Annotated in this window: 11 protein-coding genes; 1 reads left to right on the forward strand and 10 read right to left on the reverse strand. The window is 42.0% G+C overall.

The window, feature by feature from the left end:
• Positions 1-345: 345 nt before the first annotated feature.
• The 6 genes from rfbD to pcrA form a co-directional block, all read right to left on the reverse strand.
• Positions 346-1,200 (reverse strand): dTDP-4-dehydrorhamnose reductase, encoded by an 855-nt coding sequence (rfbD, locus tag RWX26_RS10615; RefSeq protein WP_314581577.1) that lies wholly within the window; start codon positions 1,198-1,200, stop codon positions 346-348.
• 260 nt (positions 1,201-1,460) lie between these two features.
• Positions 1,461-2,945, reverse strand: a complete 1,485-nt coding sequence (locus RWX26_RS10620; protein ID WP_314581579.1) for a glucosyltransferase domain-containing protein — start codon at positions 2,943-2,945, stop codon at positions 1,461-1,463.
• A complete protein-coding gene (locus RWX26_RS10625; RefSeq protein ID WP_314581582.1) occupies positions 2,942-3,868 on the reverse strand; it encodes a glycosyltransferase family 2 protein in 927 nt (308 codons plus the stop codon). The genes RWX26_RS10620 and RWX26_RS10625 overlap by 4 nt, the downstream gene beginning before the upstream one ends.
• Before the next feature lie 162 nt (positions 3,869-4,030).
• Positions 4,031-5,311, reverse strand: coding sequence for an O-acetylhomoserine aminocarboxypropyltransferase/cysteine synthase family protein (locus RWX26_RS10630; protein ID WP_314581585.1), 1,281 nt, complete (start codon positions 5,309-5,311; stop codon positions 4,031-4,033).
• Positions 5,312-5,409: 98 nt separating this feature from the next.
• A complete protein-coding gene (locus RWX26_RS10635) occupies positions 5,410-5,808 on the reverse strand; it encodes an NUDIX domain-containing protein (RefSeq protein ID WP_314581587.1) in 399 nt (132 codons plus the stop codon).
• Positions 5,805-8,093, reverse strand: coding sequence for a DNA helicase PcrA (gene pcrA / locus RWX26_RS10640; RefSeq protein WP_314581589.1), 2,289 nt, complete (start codon positions 8,091-8,093; stop codon positions 5,805-5,807). The genes RWX26_RS10635 and pcrA overlap by 4 nt, the downstream gene beginning before the upstream one ends.
• Before the next feature lie 260 nt (positions 8,094-8,353).
• Between pcrA and RWX26_RS10645 the strand changes: the two genes are divergently transcribed.
• Positions 8,354-9,550, forward strand: a complete 1,197-nt coding sequence (locus RWX26_RS10645; RefSeq protein WP_314581592.1) for a cation diffusion facilitator family transporter — start codon at positions 8,354-8,356, stop codon at positions 9,548-9,550.
• Between the two features lie 32 nt (positions 9,551-9,582).
• Here the strand turns inward: RWX26_RS10645 and RWX26_RS10650 are convergent, their stop codons facing one another.
• The 4 genes from RWX26_RS10650 to pfkA all read right to left on the reverse strand — a co-directional run bounded on the left by RWX26_RS10650 (position 9,583) and on the right by pfkA (position 13,774).
• Positions 9,583-10,320, reverse strand: coding sequence for a hydrolase (locus RWX26_RS10650; protein ID WP_314581595.1), 738 nt, complete (start codon positions 10,318-10,320; stop codon positions 9,583-9,585).
• Positions 10,321-10,460: 140 nt separating this feature from the next.
• Positions 10,461-11,018 (reverse strand): signal peptidase I, encoded by a 558-nt coding sequence (gene lepB / locus RWX26_RS10655; RefSeq protein WP_223314569.1) that lies wholly within the window; start codon positions 11,016-11,018, stop codon positions 10,461-10,463.
• A 183-nt stretch (positions 11,019-11,201) separates the two neighbouring features.
• Complete coding sequence (gene pyk / locus RWX26_RS10660) at positions 11,202-12,707, reverse strand: pyruvate kinase (protein WP_002897851.1); 1,506 nt, start codon at positions 12,705-12,707, stop codon at positions 11,202-11,204.
• Between the two features lie 56 nt (positions 12,708-12,763).
• Complete coding sequence (pfkA, locus tag RWX26_RS10665; protein WP_002895919.1) at positions 12,764-13,774, reverse strand: 6-phosphofructokinase; 1,011 nt, start codon at positions 13,772-13,774, stop codon at positions 12,764-12,766.
• Between the last annotated feature and the right edge of the window lie 5 nt (positions 13,775-13,779).

Consider the following 13,779-nt stretch of genomic DNA (forward strand, 5'->3'; position numbering starts at 1 on the left):
GAGATCTACACCTATTAAGTCGTCGGCAGCGTCAGATGTGTATAAGAGACAGTGGTTTACGTGACATATTCACACACCTCTTCTATTTTATTTATAGTAACATTGTAACATAGTTGAATGAAATAATAAAGGTTATCCACAGAATTTCATCAAATTGAAACATCTTTATTTTAAGGGGATAACATCTGTGGAAAATTCTTCTCATTATCATTTCCCACCCGCATCTTCAAGCCAAATCTTTCTCCAGCAGAGCACGCGCCTGAAAATCGTTTCTTTAGTCTGCTAGAAAAAAACAGAACCTAGTTTGAGACTAAGTTCTGTCGCTATTATTAACTTCAAAGAAAATCACTGTTTCTTCTCTTGCTTGTAAAACTCTTTTAAGGCATCCTGCCAAGTCGGAATGACAAAGCCTGTCGCCTTAGCCTTGGTCAGGCTCATAGTTGAGTTGAAAGGCCGCTTAGCCTTGACCGGGAACTTGCTGGAATCAACCGGCTGGACTTCCACATCTGTATCTTTGAGAATTTCCACTGCAAAGTCATACCAAGTTGTGTCCTCTGCCGCATCATTAGACAGATGGTAATAACCAAATTCCTTTTGATTCTCAGCCAGATGAGTCATAAATTCAGCCAGCGTACGAGTCCAAGTCGGACGGCCATGCTGGTCATTGACTACAGTCAGAGTTTTGTGCGTCTTAGCAAGATTTTGCATGGTAAAGACAAAGTTTTTACCGTAGTTACCAAAGACCCAGGCAGTACGGATAATATAGAAACGGCTGGAATATTTCTCAACCAGCTCCTCACCCATGCGCTTGGTACGGCCATACTCTGTCTGTGGATCCGGCCGGTCATCTACTTCCCATTCCTCTCCGACAGGCTTTTGTCCGTCAAAGACATAGTCTGTTGAGATGTAGACCAAGGTCGCTCCGTGTGCTTCTGCAGCTTTTGCCACATTTTCGGTACCGGTAACATTGATGGCATAGTCCAGCTCTTTTCCTTCGTCCTCAGCCGCATCAACTGCAGTATAAGCTGCGCAGTGATAAACCAAGCTTGGCTTAACTTCCGCAAAGACCTTGTCCACCATTTGGGCATTGGTAATATCCATTTCCGCCACATCAACAGCCACATACTCCTCATTGCGCTCATCCAAAAGATAGCGAAGCTCTGTACCCAGCTGTCCATTCGCACCTGTAATTAAAATCATTTGTCTTTCCTTTCACATCATAAACATTTAATGAGTTTATTATAACAAAAAAAGCAGAAAAAATCTGCTTGGTCGAATCATACCTCTAGTCATTTTTAGGAAAAAAATCTCATACTTTTTACACTCCATATATAAATGATGCAACATTATGCAAGTGATAATCAGAAAACTTAGCATCATTTCAAATTGACAGTATAAACTTTAACAATGCATAATCATATTAAAATGAATCTTTTCTTTATTTCTCTCTTAGGAAGATTCTACTTCATGATAACAAATAATTCATTATTTTCAAGATAAATATTATATAACTTTGTTTCTTCAAGTAATGTGTAATTTTCACTACTAAAATCTATATTAGCAATATCGATTAATTTGAAATCGACGTTTAAGTTCGTTATGCTATTAAATCTCAATGTCATATCCCAAGAAACATTCGTATTTGGCATAATCAAACTTTTTAACATTGGATAAACAGAAGCTGTATTGCTAAATACTGGCGAATCAGAAAGAAAGCGATTCACATTAATAACTGTTTTTTCGGGTGTAATATACTTGTTTAGAGAGGAAGCTAGCAATATGCTCTGCGCTTTGAACATTTCATTTTGTTGTTTTAAACTGCTCACATAAGTAAAAGAGAAAGATAAGAAATAAAAAACTAATAATCCCGAGACGAAGGACTTTCCTCTACGTAGAATTTTACTCTTTTCAACGCACTCTAAGCTAACAATTAAGATAATCGCTAAAAAAATTCCGAAACCATATTCATATCTTGGTCTCATAAGATAATAAGGATTAGACAAAATCAAATAGGTTCCATAGCTAAACACACTTCCTAAACTTAGCCAAATCAGCATATAAATAAAGTTTAAAAGGAATTTAGTACTAGATAGGCGAATCACACTGATAGTTAAGAGAAATATAGCAATTATAGTTAATAAAACCCAGATAGTTGAACTTTGAAAAAATATATTGTTCACATATCCTGTAGCATTCACCCCAATTATTTTAATCATCTCTAATCCCTTTGGAATATCAGCTTGATCAGCAAAAATCGGTGGCTTTATAAAAATTTGTATACGATATAAAAGCAAACCAATTACATATGACAACATTGAGATGAAAATTTTAGGAATTTTTTCTTTAAAACAACTTCCTTGCAATAATTCTAAAAATATTAGCGTCATGGTTACAATAATGTACACTCCAGAAGAAGCTTGGTATGAATTGCACATTAAGAATATACCAACAACTGACATAACTCCAAATATTTTTTTATTATCCCAGAAAATAAATGGAATGATAGAAACTAATATACTTAAAGTCATAAAAGGATTGTCAAATCTAAAACTTAATGGCTCTAAAAACCACGGATTAATCCCTATAATAGTTGAAACAGATGCTGTTATAAAAGAAATTTTCTTATTGGGATATAAGACAAATAATAAAATTAAACTCGCTAAAGTTAAAAAACAAGCTGACAGAATATTTGAAGTCAAGCCTAGTTCTGTCAGATGATCCCCACCTTGTATTAAACGAGCGGAATACTCACTTAAATATCTTGAATAATGTTCAGAGAATTTTGAATAGCCTTGTAATTGTCTTCCAATATCATCAATATAGAGATACTCAGCTAAACCGATATTAATATTGACTACTGAATAAATAATAAAAATAACTAGGGCAGACGATTTATTTAAAAGAAGATAGTTTTTAAAATCAGAAAAACGTTTCTGGAAAATCATTTACTCTTCTCCTTAATCACATAAATCGGCCGATGCTTGGTTTCCATAAATATTTTACCAATGTATTTACCCAGTATGCCGATGGTCAGCAGCTGGAAGCCGCCGATAAGGAGAATGACAGTCATAAGAGACGGCCAACCCGATGTCGGGTCACCAAAAACCAAGGTGCGAATAATAATCACTGCCATCAGGATGAAGGCTAAAATCCAAGACAGGATACCTCCTAAAAAGGCGATGTTGAGCGGCGCATCAGAGAAATTAACGATGCCTTCCAAAGAATAGTTGAATAGGGACCAGAAATTCCAAGAGGTCTTACCAGCTACTCGTTCAACATTTTTGTATTCTAAGTACTCGGTATTGAAGCCAACCCAGGCAAAAATTCCCTTGGAGAAGCGATTGTACTCTGAAACTTCCAGAATAGCTTCTACCATCTGGCAGCGCATCAGTCGAAAGTCACGCGCACCATCCACCATCTCTACCTGACTAATCTTGTTTATCAACTTGTAAAACAAATTGGCAAAAAAGCTTCGGATAGGCGGCTCTCCCTCTCGGGTAGTACGACGGGTCCCCACACAGTCCAGCTCAGGATTCGAGTCCAGCATAGCCTTCATCTCAATCAGGAGCTCTGGCGGATCCTGCAAGTCCACATCCATTACCGTCACAAAATCCCCACTCGCCTCTTGCAAACCAGCATATAGAGCTCCTTCTTTTCCGAAATTGCGAGAAAAGGACAGATAGTGCACATCTGGACAGCGACTGCTGAGCTCACGTAAAACAGCCAAGGTCCGATCCGTCGATCCGTCATTGACAAAAATATATTCAAACTGGTCACGGATTTGATATTTGACCGCTTCCATGGCTTCATGAAACAGAGGAATAGACTCTTCTTCATTGAAACACGGAACAATCACCGAAATTGTCATTTTAATCTCCTACTATTTTTATATATTTCATCCTATTATAACAAAAAACTAGGCGAAATGCACTGCACCCTAAAAGTTAGACACAAAAAATCTAGCTTTTGGGGTGCAGCTTATTTCCAACCTAGTTTTATTCTTATTTGCTCAGTCTAGAGGCATTGAAAATTAGATAGATTCCAAGGCTAGCTTTAGATCCTCTATCAAGTCATCCACATTTTCCAAGCCGATAGAGAGACGAATTTGATTTGGTGTAATGCCTGCTGCCAGCTGAGCTTCTGGTGACATCTGACCGTGAGTCGTCGTAGCTGGATGGACGACCAGGGACTTAGCATCTGCTACATTGGCCAAGTCAGAGAAAATCTCTAAGCTGTCAATAACCTTACGAGCTTCTTTCTCTCCACCTTTGACATTAAAGGTGAAAATAGAGCCCACACCTTTAGGGAAATATTTTTCTGCCAAAGCATGGTAAGGACTGCCAGCGAGCTTGGGATAATTGACCTGCTCAACCTTAGGATGCTCTGCTAGGAAATCTACAATCTTCTCGGCATTGGACACATGGCGCTCTACACGCAAAGAGAGAGTTTCCAACCCCTGCAGGAAGAGAAAGGCATTGAAGGGGGACATGGCTGCGCCCGTATCGCGCAAGAGCTGGGTCCGGACAGCAGTGACAAAAGCTGCTGCTCCGACATCGCGCGTATAACTGATGTCATGATAGCTCGGGTCTGGATCCACAAACTGCGGAAACTTGCCAGAAGCTTCCCAGTCGAAGCGACCGCTGTCCACAATTACACCTCCGATACTGGTTCCGTGACCGCCGATAAACTTGGTCGCAGAATGAACCGCAATGTCCACTCCATGAGAAAAGACATTGATCAGATAAGGAGTAGCAAAGGTATTGTCGGAAATCAACGGAATCTTGTGAGCATGAACCAGCTCTGCCAAAGCTTCAAAGTCAGGAATATTAATCAGAGGATTGCCCAAACTTTCAATCAGAACCAGCTTGGTATTGTCCTGAATGGCTGCCTCTACTTCAGCCAGATTTTCAATATCGACAAAAGTCGTGGTAATGCCATAGCGAGGCAGGGTTTCCTTGAGCAGATTAAAGGTACCGCCGTAGATGGTAGAGGCTGCTACTACATGGTCGCCAGCATGCGCCAAAGCTAGAACGGTATAGGTAAGGGCCGCCATACCAGAAGCTGTCGCTAGTGCTCCGATTCCACCCTCCAAAGCCGCAATCCGCTCCTCAAAAGCAGACAGGGTCGGATTGGTAATCCGAGTGTAGATATTGCCCGGTTTGCGTAGGGCAAAAAGATCTTCACCCTCCTGAGTATCGTCAAACACATAGGAAGTTGTCTGATAAATAGGCAGAGCCCGGGACTTGGTTGTCGGGTCAACTGTCTGTCCAGAATGAAGTTGCAGGGTTTCAAATTTAAATTCACGTGTCATAAGTTTACCTCACTATAGTTATGTGATAAGTCTACCACTAAACGGCTCGCTTGACTAATAGAATTTCCTTATCAAAAGAAATAAAGAGAAGCTATATCTTATAGCTTCTCTTTTATAATCTCAAAAGTCGCCTGATTGCTGGGCCAGTACAACTGCGACGAAACTTTTTCTAAAGCTACCCACTGAGCTCCTACATGCTCATCAGAAACCAGGATGTACTTCTGCTCTGTCAGAACTAGAAAGAGATCTTTGTGGATAGTCAGATTTTCATCAATCTTTACCATAAAATCTCCAAGACTAGTCAGATTTGAATAAGCTAAGAGCAAGCCGGTCTCTTCTTTTATTTCACGAAGGCAGGCCTCTTCTGGACTCTCACCACTCTCAATCCCACCAGTAATGGGCTGCCAAAAGGAAACTTTCTCAGCTTCCACTTTCAAGAGCAGGATTTCTCGCTCCTCTGGATGATAGATCCAGGCTTCAATCGACTGCCTCATCATGATTTTTTCTCAATCGGTGCTATGCTGGCCAGCACTTTCTTCAGACCGACTTCTGGGAAATTAATCTTGAGCTCTTGGCTGTTGCCGCTGCCAGAGACTGCTAGAACTGTCCCATCGCCCCATTTCTTATGGTGGGCAATATCTCCGATAGCCCAAGCAACTTCCGGCTTAGAAGGCTGGCTCTGACTGCTCTTTCCAAAAGGCAGAGTGCCTGTAGAAATAGAACTAGGAGCCGCCTGACGTTTCCGCTCTTGTAGAGCCTGGGCCAGACTCATGCCTTGACCGAATTGACTGGTATCACTATTGGTATAACTAACCTTAAAGGAGCTATTTGACGGTCGAGCCAGTCCCTGATAGTCTAGCAAGTCTGAGCTGATTTCTCTCAGGAATCGGGTCGGCTGATTATAGTTGGTTTTACCATAAAGCATACGGGAATTGGCGTTGGTCAGATAGAGAATCTTCTCTGCTCGGGTGATGCCAACGTAAGCTAGACGCCGTTCCTCTTCCAACTCATCCTCATCTTCAGACGCCCGACTTAGAGGGAAGACATTTTCCTCCATACCAACCAGAAAGACGACCGGAAATTCCAATCCCTTGGCCGCGTGGAGGGTCATCAGAGTCACTTCGGAACTCTCCGTATCTCCGTCATCTGTGTCTGCAATCAAGGCTAAGTCATTGAGAAAACGGCTGAGCTTATCAAGACCAGATTCATCAGCAGGATTATCTGGACTTTCATCAAAGTTCTTGGTTACAGACAGGAATTCTTCGATATTTTCAATCCGAGCCTGGCTTTCCAAAGTTGCTTGCGCGGCTAAGACCGCAGCATATCCTGTCTTTTCCAATACAGCCTCTACCAGCTCCGTCACTGTATAGTCGTCCAAGCACTCCCGCAAATCCAGAAGTATATTGGCAAATTCATAGACCGCCTGAGCCGCCTTGCCCTTGACTGGCGACAGCAGGATATTGGCCGACGCATCCAGTAAAGACATTTCCTGACTGGACGCAAAATCTCGAATTTTCTCCACCGTTCCTGGTCCAACACCACGCTTAGGCTCATTGGCCACGCGCTCATAGCTGATATTGTCGCTAGGATTGGCGATGAGATTGAGATAAGAAATAACATCGCGGATTTCCTTACGGCTGTAGAACTTGGTTCCACCGACCATGGTATAGGGAATATTGGACTTGAGCAGGGCTTCTTCCACCGTCCGTGACTGGGCATTGGTCCGGTAAAGAACTGCAAAATCCTTATGACTGTAACCTTCTCGGCTCAGCTGATCAATAGTTCGGGCGACAAAGAGAGCTTCGTCCTGCTCGTCATTAGCCCGATAGTAGACAATTTCCTCACCGTCTTCATTTTGAGTCCAGAGATTTTTGGGACGGCGGTTGCGGTTGTTTCGGATGACTTCATTAGCAGCTTGAAGGATGGTCTTAGTAGAGCGATAATTTTCCTCAAGCAGGACTACCTTAGCTTCTGGATAATCCTTTTCAAAGTCCAGGATATTCTGCATATCGGCTCCCCGCCAGCCATAGATAGACTGGTCAGCATCTCCGACTACGCAAATATTCTTAAAGCGGGAAGCCAAGAGCTTGACCAGCTGATACTGAGCATGGTTGGTATCCTGGTACTCATCCACATGGATATACTGGTAACGTTGCTGGTAGTAGGTCAGAACATCAGGATTTTGATCAAAAAGCCGCAGGGTCAGCATAATCAAATCGTCAAAGTCCATAGCCTCAGACTGGCGCAATTCCTTTTGATAGGCTGTGTAGCACTTGGCCACAATTTCTGTATACATATCATCAGCTAGATTTGCATAGGCCACCTCATCAATCAGGTCGTTCTTAGCATTGGAAATAGACCCAAGAATGGCGCGCTCATTCCACTTTTTAGGATCCAGATTGAGATTTTTGAGAATCCGTTTCATCAGAGTCCGCTGCTCACCTGGATCAACGATAGTAAAGTTGCGGTTGTAGCCAATATGATCTGCTTCTCGCCGCAGAATGCGTACACACATGGAGTGGAAGGTAGCGATTAAGCAATCTTGAGCTTCCGTTTTAAGTTTTTCAGCCCGTTCTCTCATCTCCCGCGCCGCCTTATTGGTAAAGGTAATGGCAAGGATATTCCAAGGATTGACCATCTTCTCATCAATCAAATAGGCAATGCGGTGGGTCAGGACACGGGTCTTACCCGATCCAGCTCCCGCCATAATCAGCAAAGGCCCTTCTGTTGTCTGAACCGCCTCAGCCTGACGGTCATTCATACCGTTTAATAAAGGATGCATTTTTCTTCCTCTTTCAAAGTCAATGCTACTATTATAACAAAAATCCTGATGAAGCTAAACCAGAAAGAAGAGGAATTTCTGATTTTAGGTTAGATTTTCGACAAAGTCATTTAAGGCACCCCAAGCCCAACTCAAATTGAAAATCAATCCTATTTTTGCTATAATATGCCCATATGAGACTTAGAGCATCTGTCCATAAATGACATTTTTTCGCAAGTCTCTTTTCCATTCTGCTGTCCCACTCAGAAAGAAAGGCTGTCATGAAAAATCCTAGTAACAATCTGAAACTAGCGGAGAGAGGAGCCATCCTGTCCATCGCTACCTATCTGATTCTCTCCGCGGTCAAGATTATCGCAGGCTCGACCCTCCAGTCCTCCAGTCTGACGGCCGACGGCTTTAACAACGTCTCTGATATCGTGGCTAATATCGCCGTTTTAATTGGCCTGCGTATGGCTAGAAAACCAGCCGACCGTGACCATCGCTTCGGCCATTGGAAGATAGAAGATTTGGCCAGTCTCATCACATCTTTTATCATGTTTTTCGTTGGATTTGATGTCCTGATTGAGACCATTCAGAAAATCATCTCCAACCAAGAGACTAAGATTGACCCAGTTGGTGCCGTGGTCGGAATCATCTCGGCAATCATTATGTTAGGTGTTTATTTTTACAATAAAACACTGGCTAAAAAAGCTCACTCCAAGGCTCTGGATGCCGCAGCCAAGGATAACCTATCAGACGCTGTCACTTCTATCGGCACTTCAGTTGCTATCATTGCCAGCGCCTTTAATTTCCCAATCGTTGATAAGCTAGCAGCCATTATCATTACCTTCTTCATTCTCAAGACGGCCTATGATATCTTTATGGAATCTTCCTTCAGCCTGTCCGACGGATTTGATGAAAGCCTGCTCCAAGACTATAAGCAAGCTATCCTGGAAATTCCTAAAATCACTCAGGTCAAGTCACAGCGCGGCCGGACCTATGGCAGTAATATCTATCTAGATATTATCTTGGAAATGAATCCAGATTTATCTGTTTTTGAAAGCCATGAGATTGCGGACCAAGTTGAGGATATGCTTATGGAGCGCTTCGGAGTCTTTGACATTGATATTCATATTGAGCCCGCTCCCATTCCCGAGGATGAGACGCTGGACAATCTTTACCCAAACCTGCTCATGCGTGAACAGCTCGTGGAGCAAGGCAGCCAACTGGATACACTTCTGTCCGCCGAATTTCTCTACATTTCCCAAGATGGCCGACAGCTGAACAAGGCTGAATTTCTGGCAGAAAGAGCCTCAAAAACACCTATCAAAAACTTTGAACTGCTCTCTGTCAGCCAGAAAACCAAGCTCATCCGCTATGAAATGGACGGTGTTATCCATACCAGCCTCTGGCGCCGCCACGAAGTATGGCAAAATATCTTTCACCAAGAGACACGAAAAAACCAGTCTGATGATTAAGTCAGTCTGGCTTTTTCATTGCAACACATCCTTCATTTCCCTGTATAATAAATAACAGTAATACTATCTAGACTTTGCAAATTTGTTGGTTTCTCTTTAGCTTTCAGGCCGTCTTTTTCAGGATTGTCAGACAAATAATAGTTGTCATAGCTATCATCTAGGTCGGTATAAATCTTTATCTTATCATTAACAAGTAAAGCAGCATATCTTGCCTGTCCAAAAGGCTTTCTTGAAATCTTTGTAAATTCAATTTTTTCAACATTTTCATAGTGATTCAGTAAAAATAAAGCCAGCCCCTCTTCCTGATTGCGCACCTTTACTTTTTCCTCAGTCGTCAGCCAAGCATTTTCTCCAGAGTAAATAACATCCGTCTCACCCGTATCTTTAAAATTTGTGACCTTCTCTTTCTTTTTCAGACGAAAAGTCAATTCTGTCGAATCAGTGTGAGAACTATCATTTATATTATAGTTTTCATCTTTTGAGTCCAAAGAAACATGTGGGATATAACTGGTGTCATTTACTATGAGACTAACTGAATCCCCTTTCCATAAATTTCCCTTGGAAAATTCATCAAATTCAATTTTTTGAACATCTTCATAATGATTAATGATATAAAGTGCAAGCTTTTGCTCTTTCTTATGAAGCTCAGTCATTTCTGTATCTGACATCCATATTTTTTCACCATCTCTATTTATTATGCTGCTACATGCAGTCAGAAAACTCAATGCAAGTATAGCCAAAAATAATAATTTTTTCTTTCTTGACTTCAAGAGCAGTCTCCTTTAGCGGTCTTTTGATATTAGTATACCACATCAGAACAAGTATCTTTATGTTTACTTGTAACTTTAAAGTTGATTTTCAAAGAAAAAAACCAAGGTTTGCCCTGCCTTGGTTTAAAATAGACTTCAATTTATTTATTCTTAATAAAACCAAATTCATTAAGCGGTGAAAGTCGAAACTCCACCACTCCCTTGATTTGACTGGCTTTGATGAGCCCAAATTCTCGACTATCTTTAGTATTTTCCCGTCGGTCATTAAGAATCAGATAAGTATCTTTAGTAATTTTATCTGACTTTGAGCCCTTCAAATCCATAATAGAGAAATCATGAGTATAATATCCTGAACTTCCTGCTGAAGCCAGATACTTCTCGCGCATTTTCTCAATGTATTCTTCCGACATGACCTGACCGTTCAGGTAAAGGAGGTCATCCATATAGGTTACTTGATCCTTTTCCAGGGCAATGACCCGGCCGACATAGTCTTTGCCGTCCACTTCATAGAGAACAAAGTCTCCACGCTTGATGTCTTGCTTTCTCGTCGCCAAGACCAAGTCATTCTTTGCCAAATAAGCATTGCTGTCTTGCTCCGTCACCCGATAAGGCGTATAAATAAAAACTCTCAGCCCTATAATAATAGCTGCCAGTACTGAAAAAATAATGATATTTCTTAATAAATCTCTCTTTAACATTCGTCTCCCCCATCTCTTTTATACCATTATATCATTTTTAGACAAAATAGACAAAGGTACAATTTTATTTCAAAAATCAAAACGCTGACGTGTCCTTCTTCCCACACAAGATAATAGTCATCACTTCGACAAGAGAAAAAACCGATGATTTTTCAATCAACGGTTCTTTTTTGTTGTCTTAGATTAACGTACTGTACGGATGCGCATTGTGTTGGTACGAACTGCTTCACCAAGCGGCACACCAGCAACGATAACGATATCATCGCCTGATTCAACCAAGCCTTGCTCAACTGCAATCTTTTCAGCGATTTCAAACATATCGTCTGTATTAGATGGAGTTTCAGTAGTCACTGGAATAACACCCCAGTTCAGCATAAGACCGCGTTGAGTCAATTCGTCAAAAGTGATAGCCAAGATATCAGCGTTTGGACGGTACTTAGAAATCAAGCGAGCTGTGTGACCTGTCTTAGTAAGGGTAACTACCAGCTTGATATCCATTGAGTTTGTAGCATCTTTAACTGCTGAAGCCATAACTTCAGTCTTAGAGTTGCGCTCAAAGTTATCAGTTGTCAAACGACCATATTCGTTAAGAAGGGTTTGAGCGTTCTTATCGATAGTCGCCATTGTTGTTACTGACTCAAGTGGGTATTTACCATTTGCAGACTCACCTGAAAGCATAGTTGCGTCAGTTCCGTCGATAACAGCGTTAAACACGTCTGATACTTCTGAACGAGTTGCACGTGGTTTTTCTGTCATGGTTTCAAGCATGTTAGTTGCTGTGATAACCACTTTACCAGCTGCATTGACCTTAGTGATAATCATCTTTTGGTAAACTGGAACCATTTCGAATGGCACTTCGATACCCATGTCACCACGGGCAATCATGATACCGTCAGCAGCTTCAATGATTTCGTCCAAGTTATCGATACCTTGTTGGTTTTCGATTTTCGCGAACAGTTGAACGTGTCCATTACCAGTTTCTTCACAGATTGCACGAACTTCGTTGACGTCTTTTGCAGTACGTACAAATGAAATCGCGATGAAGTTGATTCCTTGCTCAAGACCAAAGCGGATATCGTCATTGTCACGCTCAGCAAGTGCTGGGAAAGGAATCTTAGTGTTAGGGATGTTCACACCTTTTTGCTTAGCAATGATACCGTCATTTTCAACTTCTACTTCAAATTCACGAGTAGCATCGTCTTTTGCGACAACACGAAGACCAAGTTTACCATCGTCAACCAATACTTGACGGCCAACTTCAACATCATCATAGATGTCCAATCCACCAGCAACGTTCAAAGCAATTACTTCACGAGTAGATTTGATACCTTGCTTAGTAGCAACACGGATTTTTTCACCAGTTTTGTATGAATACTCTTTTGCATCGCCTTCGAACAATTCTGTACGAATTTCTGGTCCTTTTGTATCAAGAAGGAAACCAACTTTTTGACCAGCAATTTCTTCTGCACGCTTAACAGTTGCCATGCGCTCTCCTTGCTCAGCATGGTCACCGTGTGAGAAGTTGAAACGGAATGTGTTTGCGCCAGCTTCAATCAGCTTAGCAATGTTCTGAGCTGATGCTTCAACATCCAGCTTTTCTCCCCAATATCCGTCATCACCGAATTTTTTACCACCGCGGATTTCTACCGCAGGACCTAATGTTGCAACGATTTTTACACGTTTATTCATGATTGTATGAAACTCCTTCTTCTATTTGGCCTCTTGGCCTGAATAACAAATAATAATTAAATATTGATGCTGCGGTTCAGATCAGCCAAGTCCAGATCAGCCTTGTGCGGATTATTGACAACAATCTTACCTTCAGCAGTCAAGCTAAAGAGTGCTCCTTCTTCAGCAGTTCCCAAAATTGGGCTTTCAACCATCTGCTCATTGCGGATTCCAACAGCAACTCCGCCGATACCTTCTTTAAGCAGTTTAACAGCATGTGCTCCCATACGAGATGCAAGGACACGGTCACGCGCAGTCGGTGAGCCTCCACGCTGGATATGTCCGAGCTCTGTGACACGCAAGTCGCTCATATCACCAGCTTCTTTCAGCTTCTCAGCAAATTCATCCGCTGACATAACACCCTCAGCCAAGACGATGATGTTGTGCTTCTTACCCTTGGCATAGCCATTCTTAATGCTTTCAACAACTTCTTCGATCTTGAAACCTTCTTCAGGAACGATGATTTCGTCCGCACCAGATGCAATACCTGCCCAAAGAGCAATATCACCAGCATTACGACCCATTACTTCGATAACGAAAGTACGGCGGTGACTGGATGAGGTATCCCGAATCTTGTCAATCGCATCCATAGCTGTAGTAACAGCAGTATCAAAACCGATAGTGAAGTCTGTTCCGACGATATCATTGTCAATGGTTCCTGGAACACCGACAGCTGGGAAGCCGTGCTCTGTCAAGCGCATAGCACCGTGATAAGATCCATCTCCACCGATAACAACGACACCTTCGATTCCATGTTTTTTAAGCTGCTCAATTCCTTTCAGCTGCCCTTCAACTTGGGCAAACTCAGGGTAACGAGCAGAGTGAAGGAAAGTTCCACCGCGAGAAATAATGTCACCAACTGATGTTGCATCAAGTGGGTAAATCTCGCCAGCTACCATTCCAGCGTAACCATCATAAATACCGTAAACTTCCATTCCTTCGGAAATTGCTTTACGAACAACCGCACGGATGGCAGCATTCATACCAGGGGCATCACCACCACTAGTCAAAACAGCAATACGTTTCATTTCGC

The organism is uncultured Streptococcus sp. (assembly GCF_963536705.1).
Lineage (GTDB): Bacteria > Bacillota > Bacilli > Lactobacillales > Streptococcaceae > Streptococcus.

Coding starts and splice junctions, on each gene's coding strand:
- rfbD (WP_314581577.1), bottom strand. CDS start 1,200: ATGATTTTAATTACAGGTGCGAATGGACAGCTGGGTACAGAGCTTCGC.
- RWX26_RS10620 (WP_314581579.1), bottom strand. CDS start 2,945: ATGATTTTCCAGAAACGTTTTTCTGATTTTAAAAACTATCTTCTTTTA.
- RWX26_RS10625 (WP_314581582.1), bottom strand. CDS start 3,868: ATGACAATTTCGGTGATTGTTCCGTGTTTCAATGAAGAAGAGTCTATT.
- RWX26_RS10630 (WP_314581585.1), bottom strand. CDS start 5,311: ATGACACGTGAATTTAAATTTGAAACCCTGCAACTTCATTCTGGACAG.
- RWX26_RS10635 (WP_314581587.1), bottom strand. CDS start 5,808: ATGATGAGGCAGTCGATTGAAGCCTGGATCTATCATCCAGAGGAGCGA.
- pcrA (WP_314581589.1), bottom strand. CDS start 8,093: ATGCATCCTTTATTAAACGGTATGAATGACCGTCAGGCTGAGGCGGTT.
- RWX26_RS10645 (WP_314581592.1), top strand. CDS start 8,354: ATGAAAAATCCTAGTAACAATCTGAAACTAGCGGAGAGAGGAGCCATC.
- lepB (WP_223314569.1), bottom strand. CDS start 11,018: ATGTTAAAGAGAGATTTATTAAGAAATATCATTATTTTTTCAGTACTG.
- pyk (WP_002897851.1), bottom strand. CDS start 12,707: ATGAATAAACGTGTAAAAATCGTTGCAACATTAGGTCCTGCGGTAGAA.
- pfkA (WP_002895919.1), bottom strand. CDS start 13,774: ATGAAACGTATTGCTGTTTTGACTAGTGGTGGTGATGCCCCTGGTATG.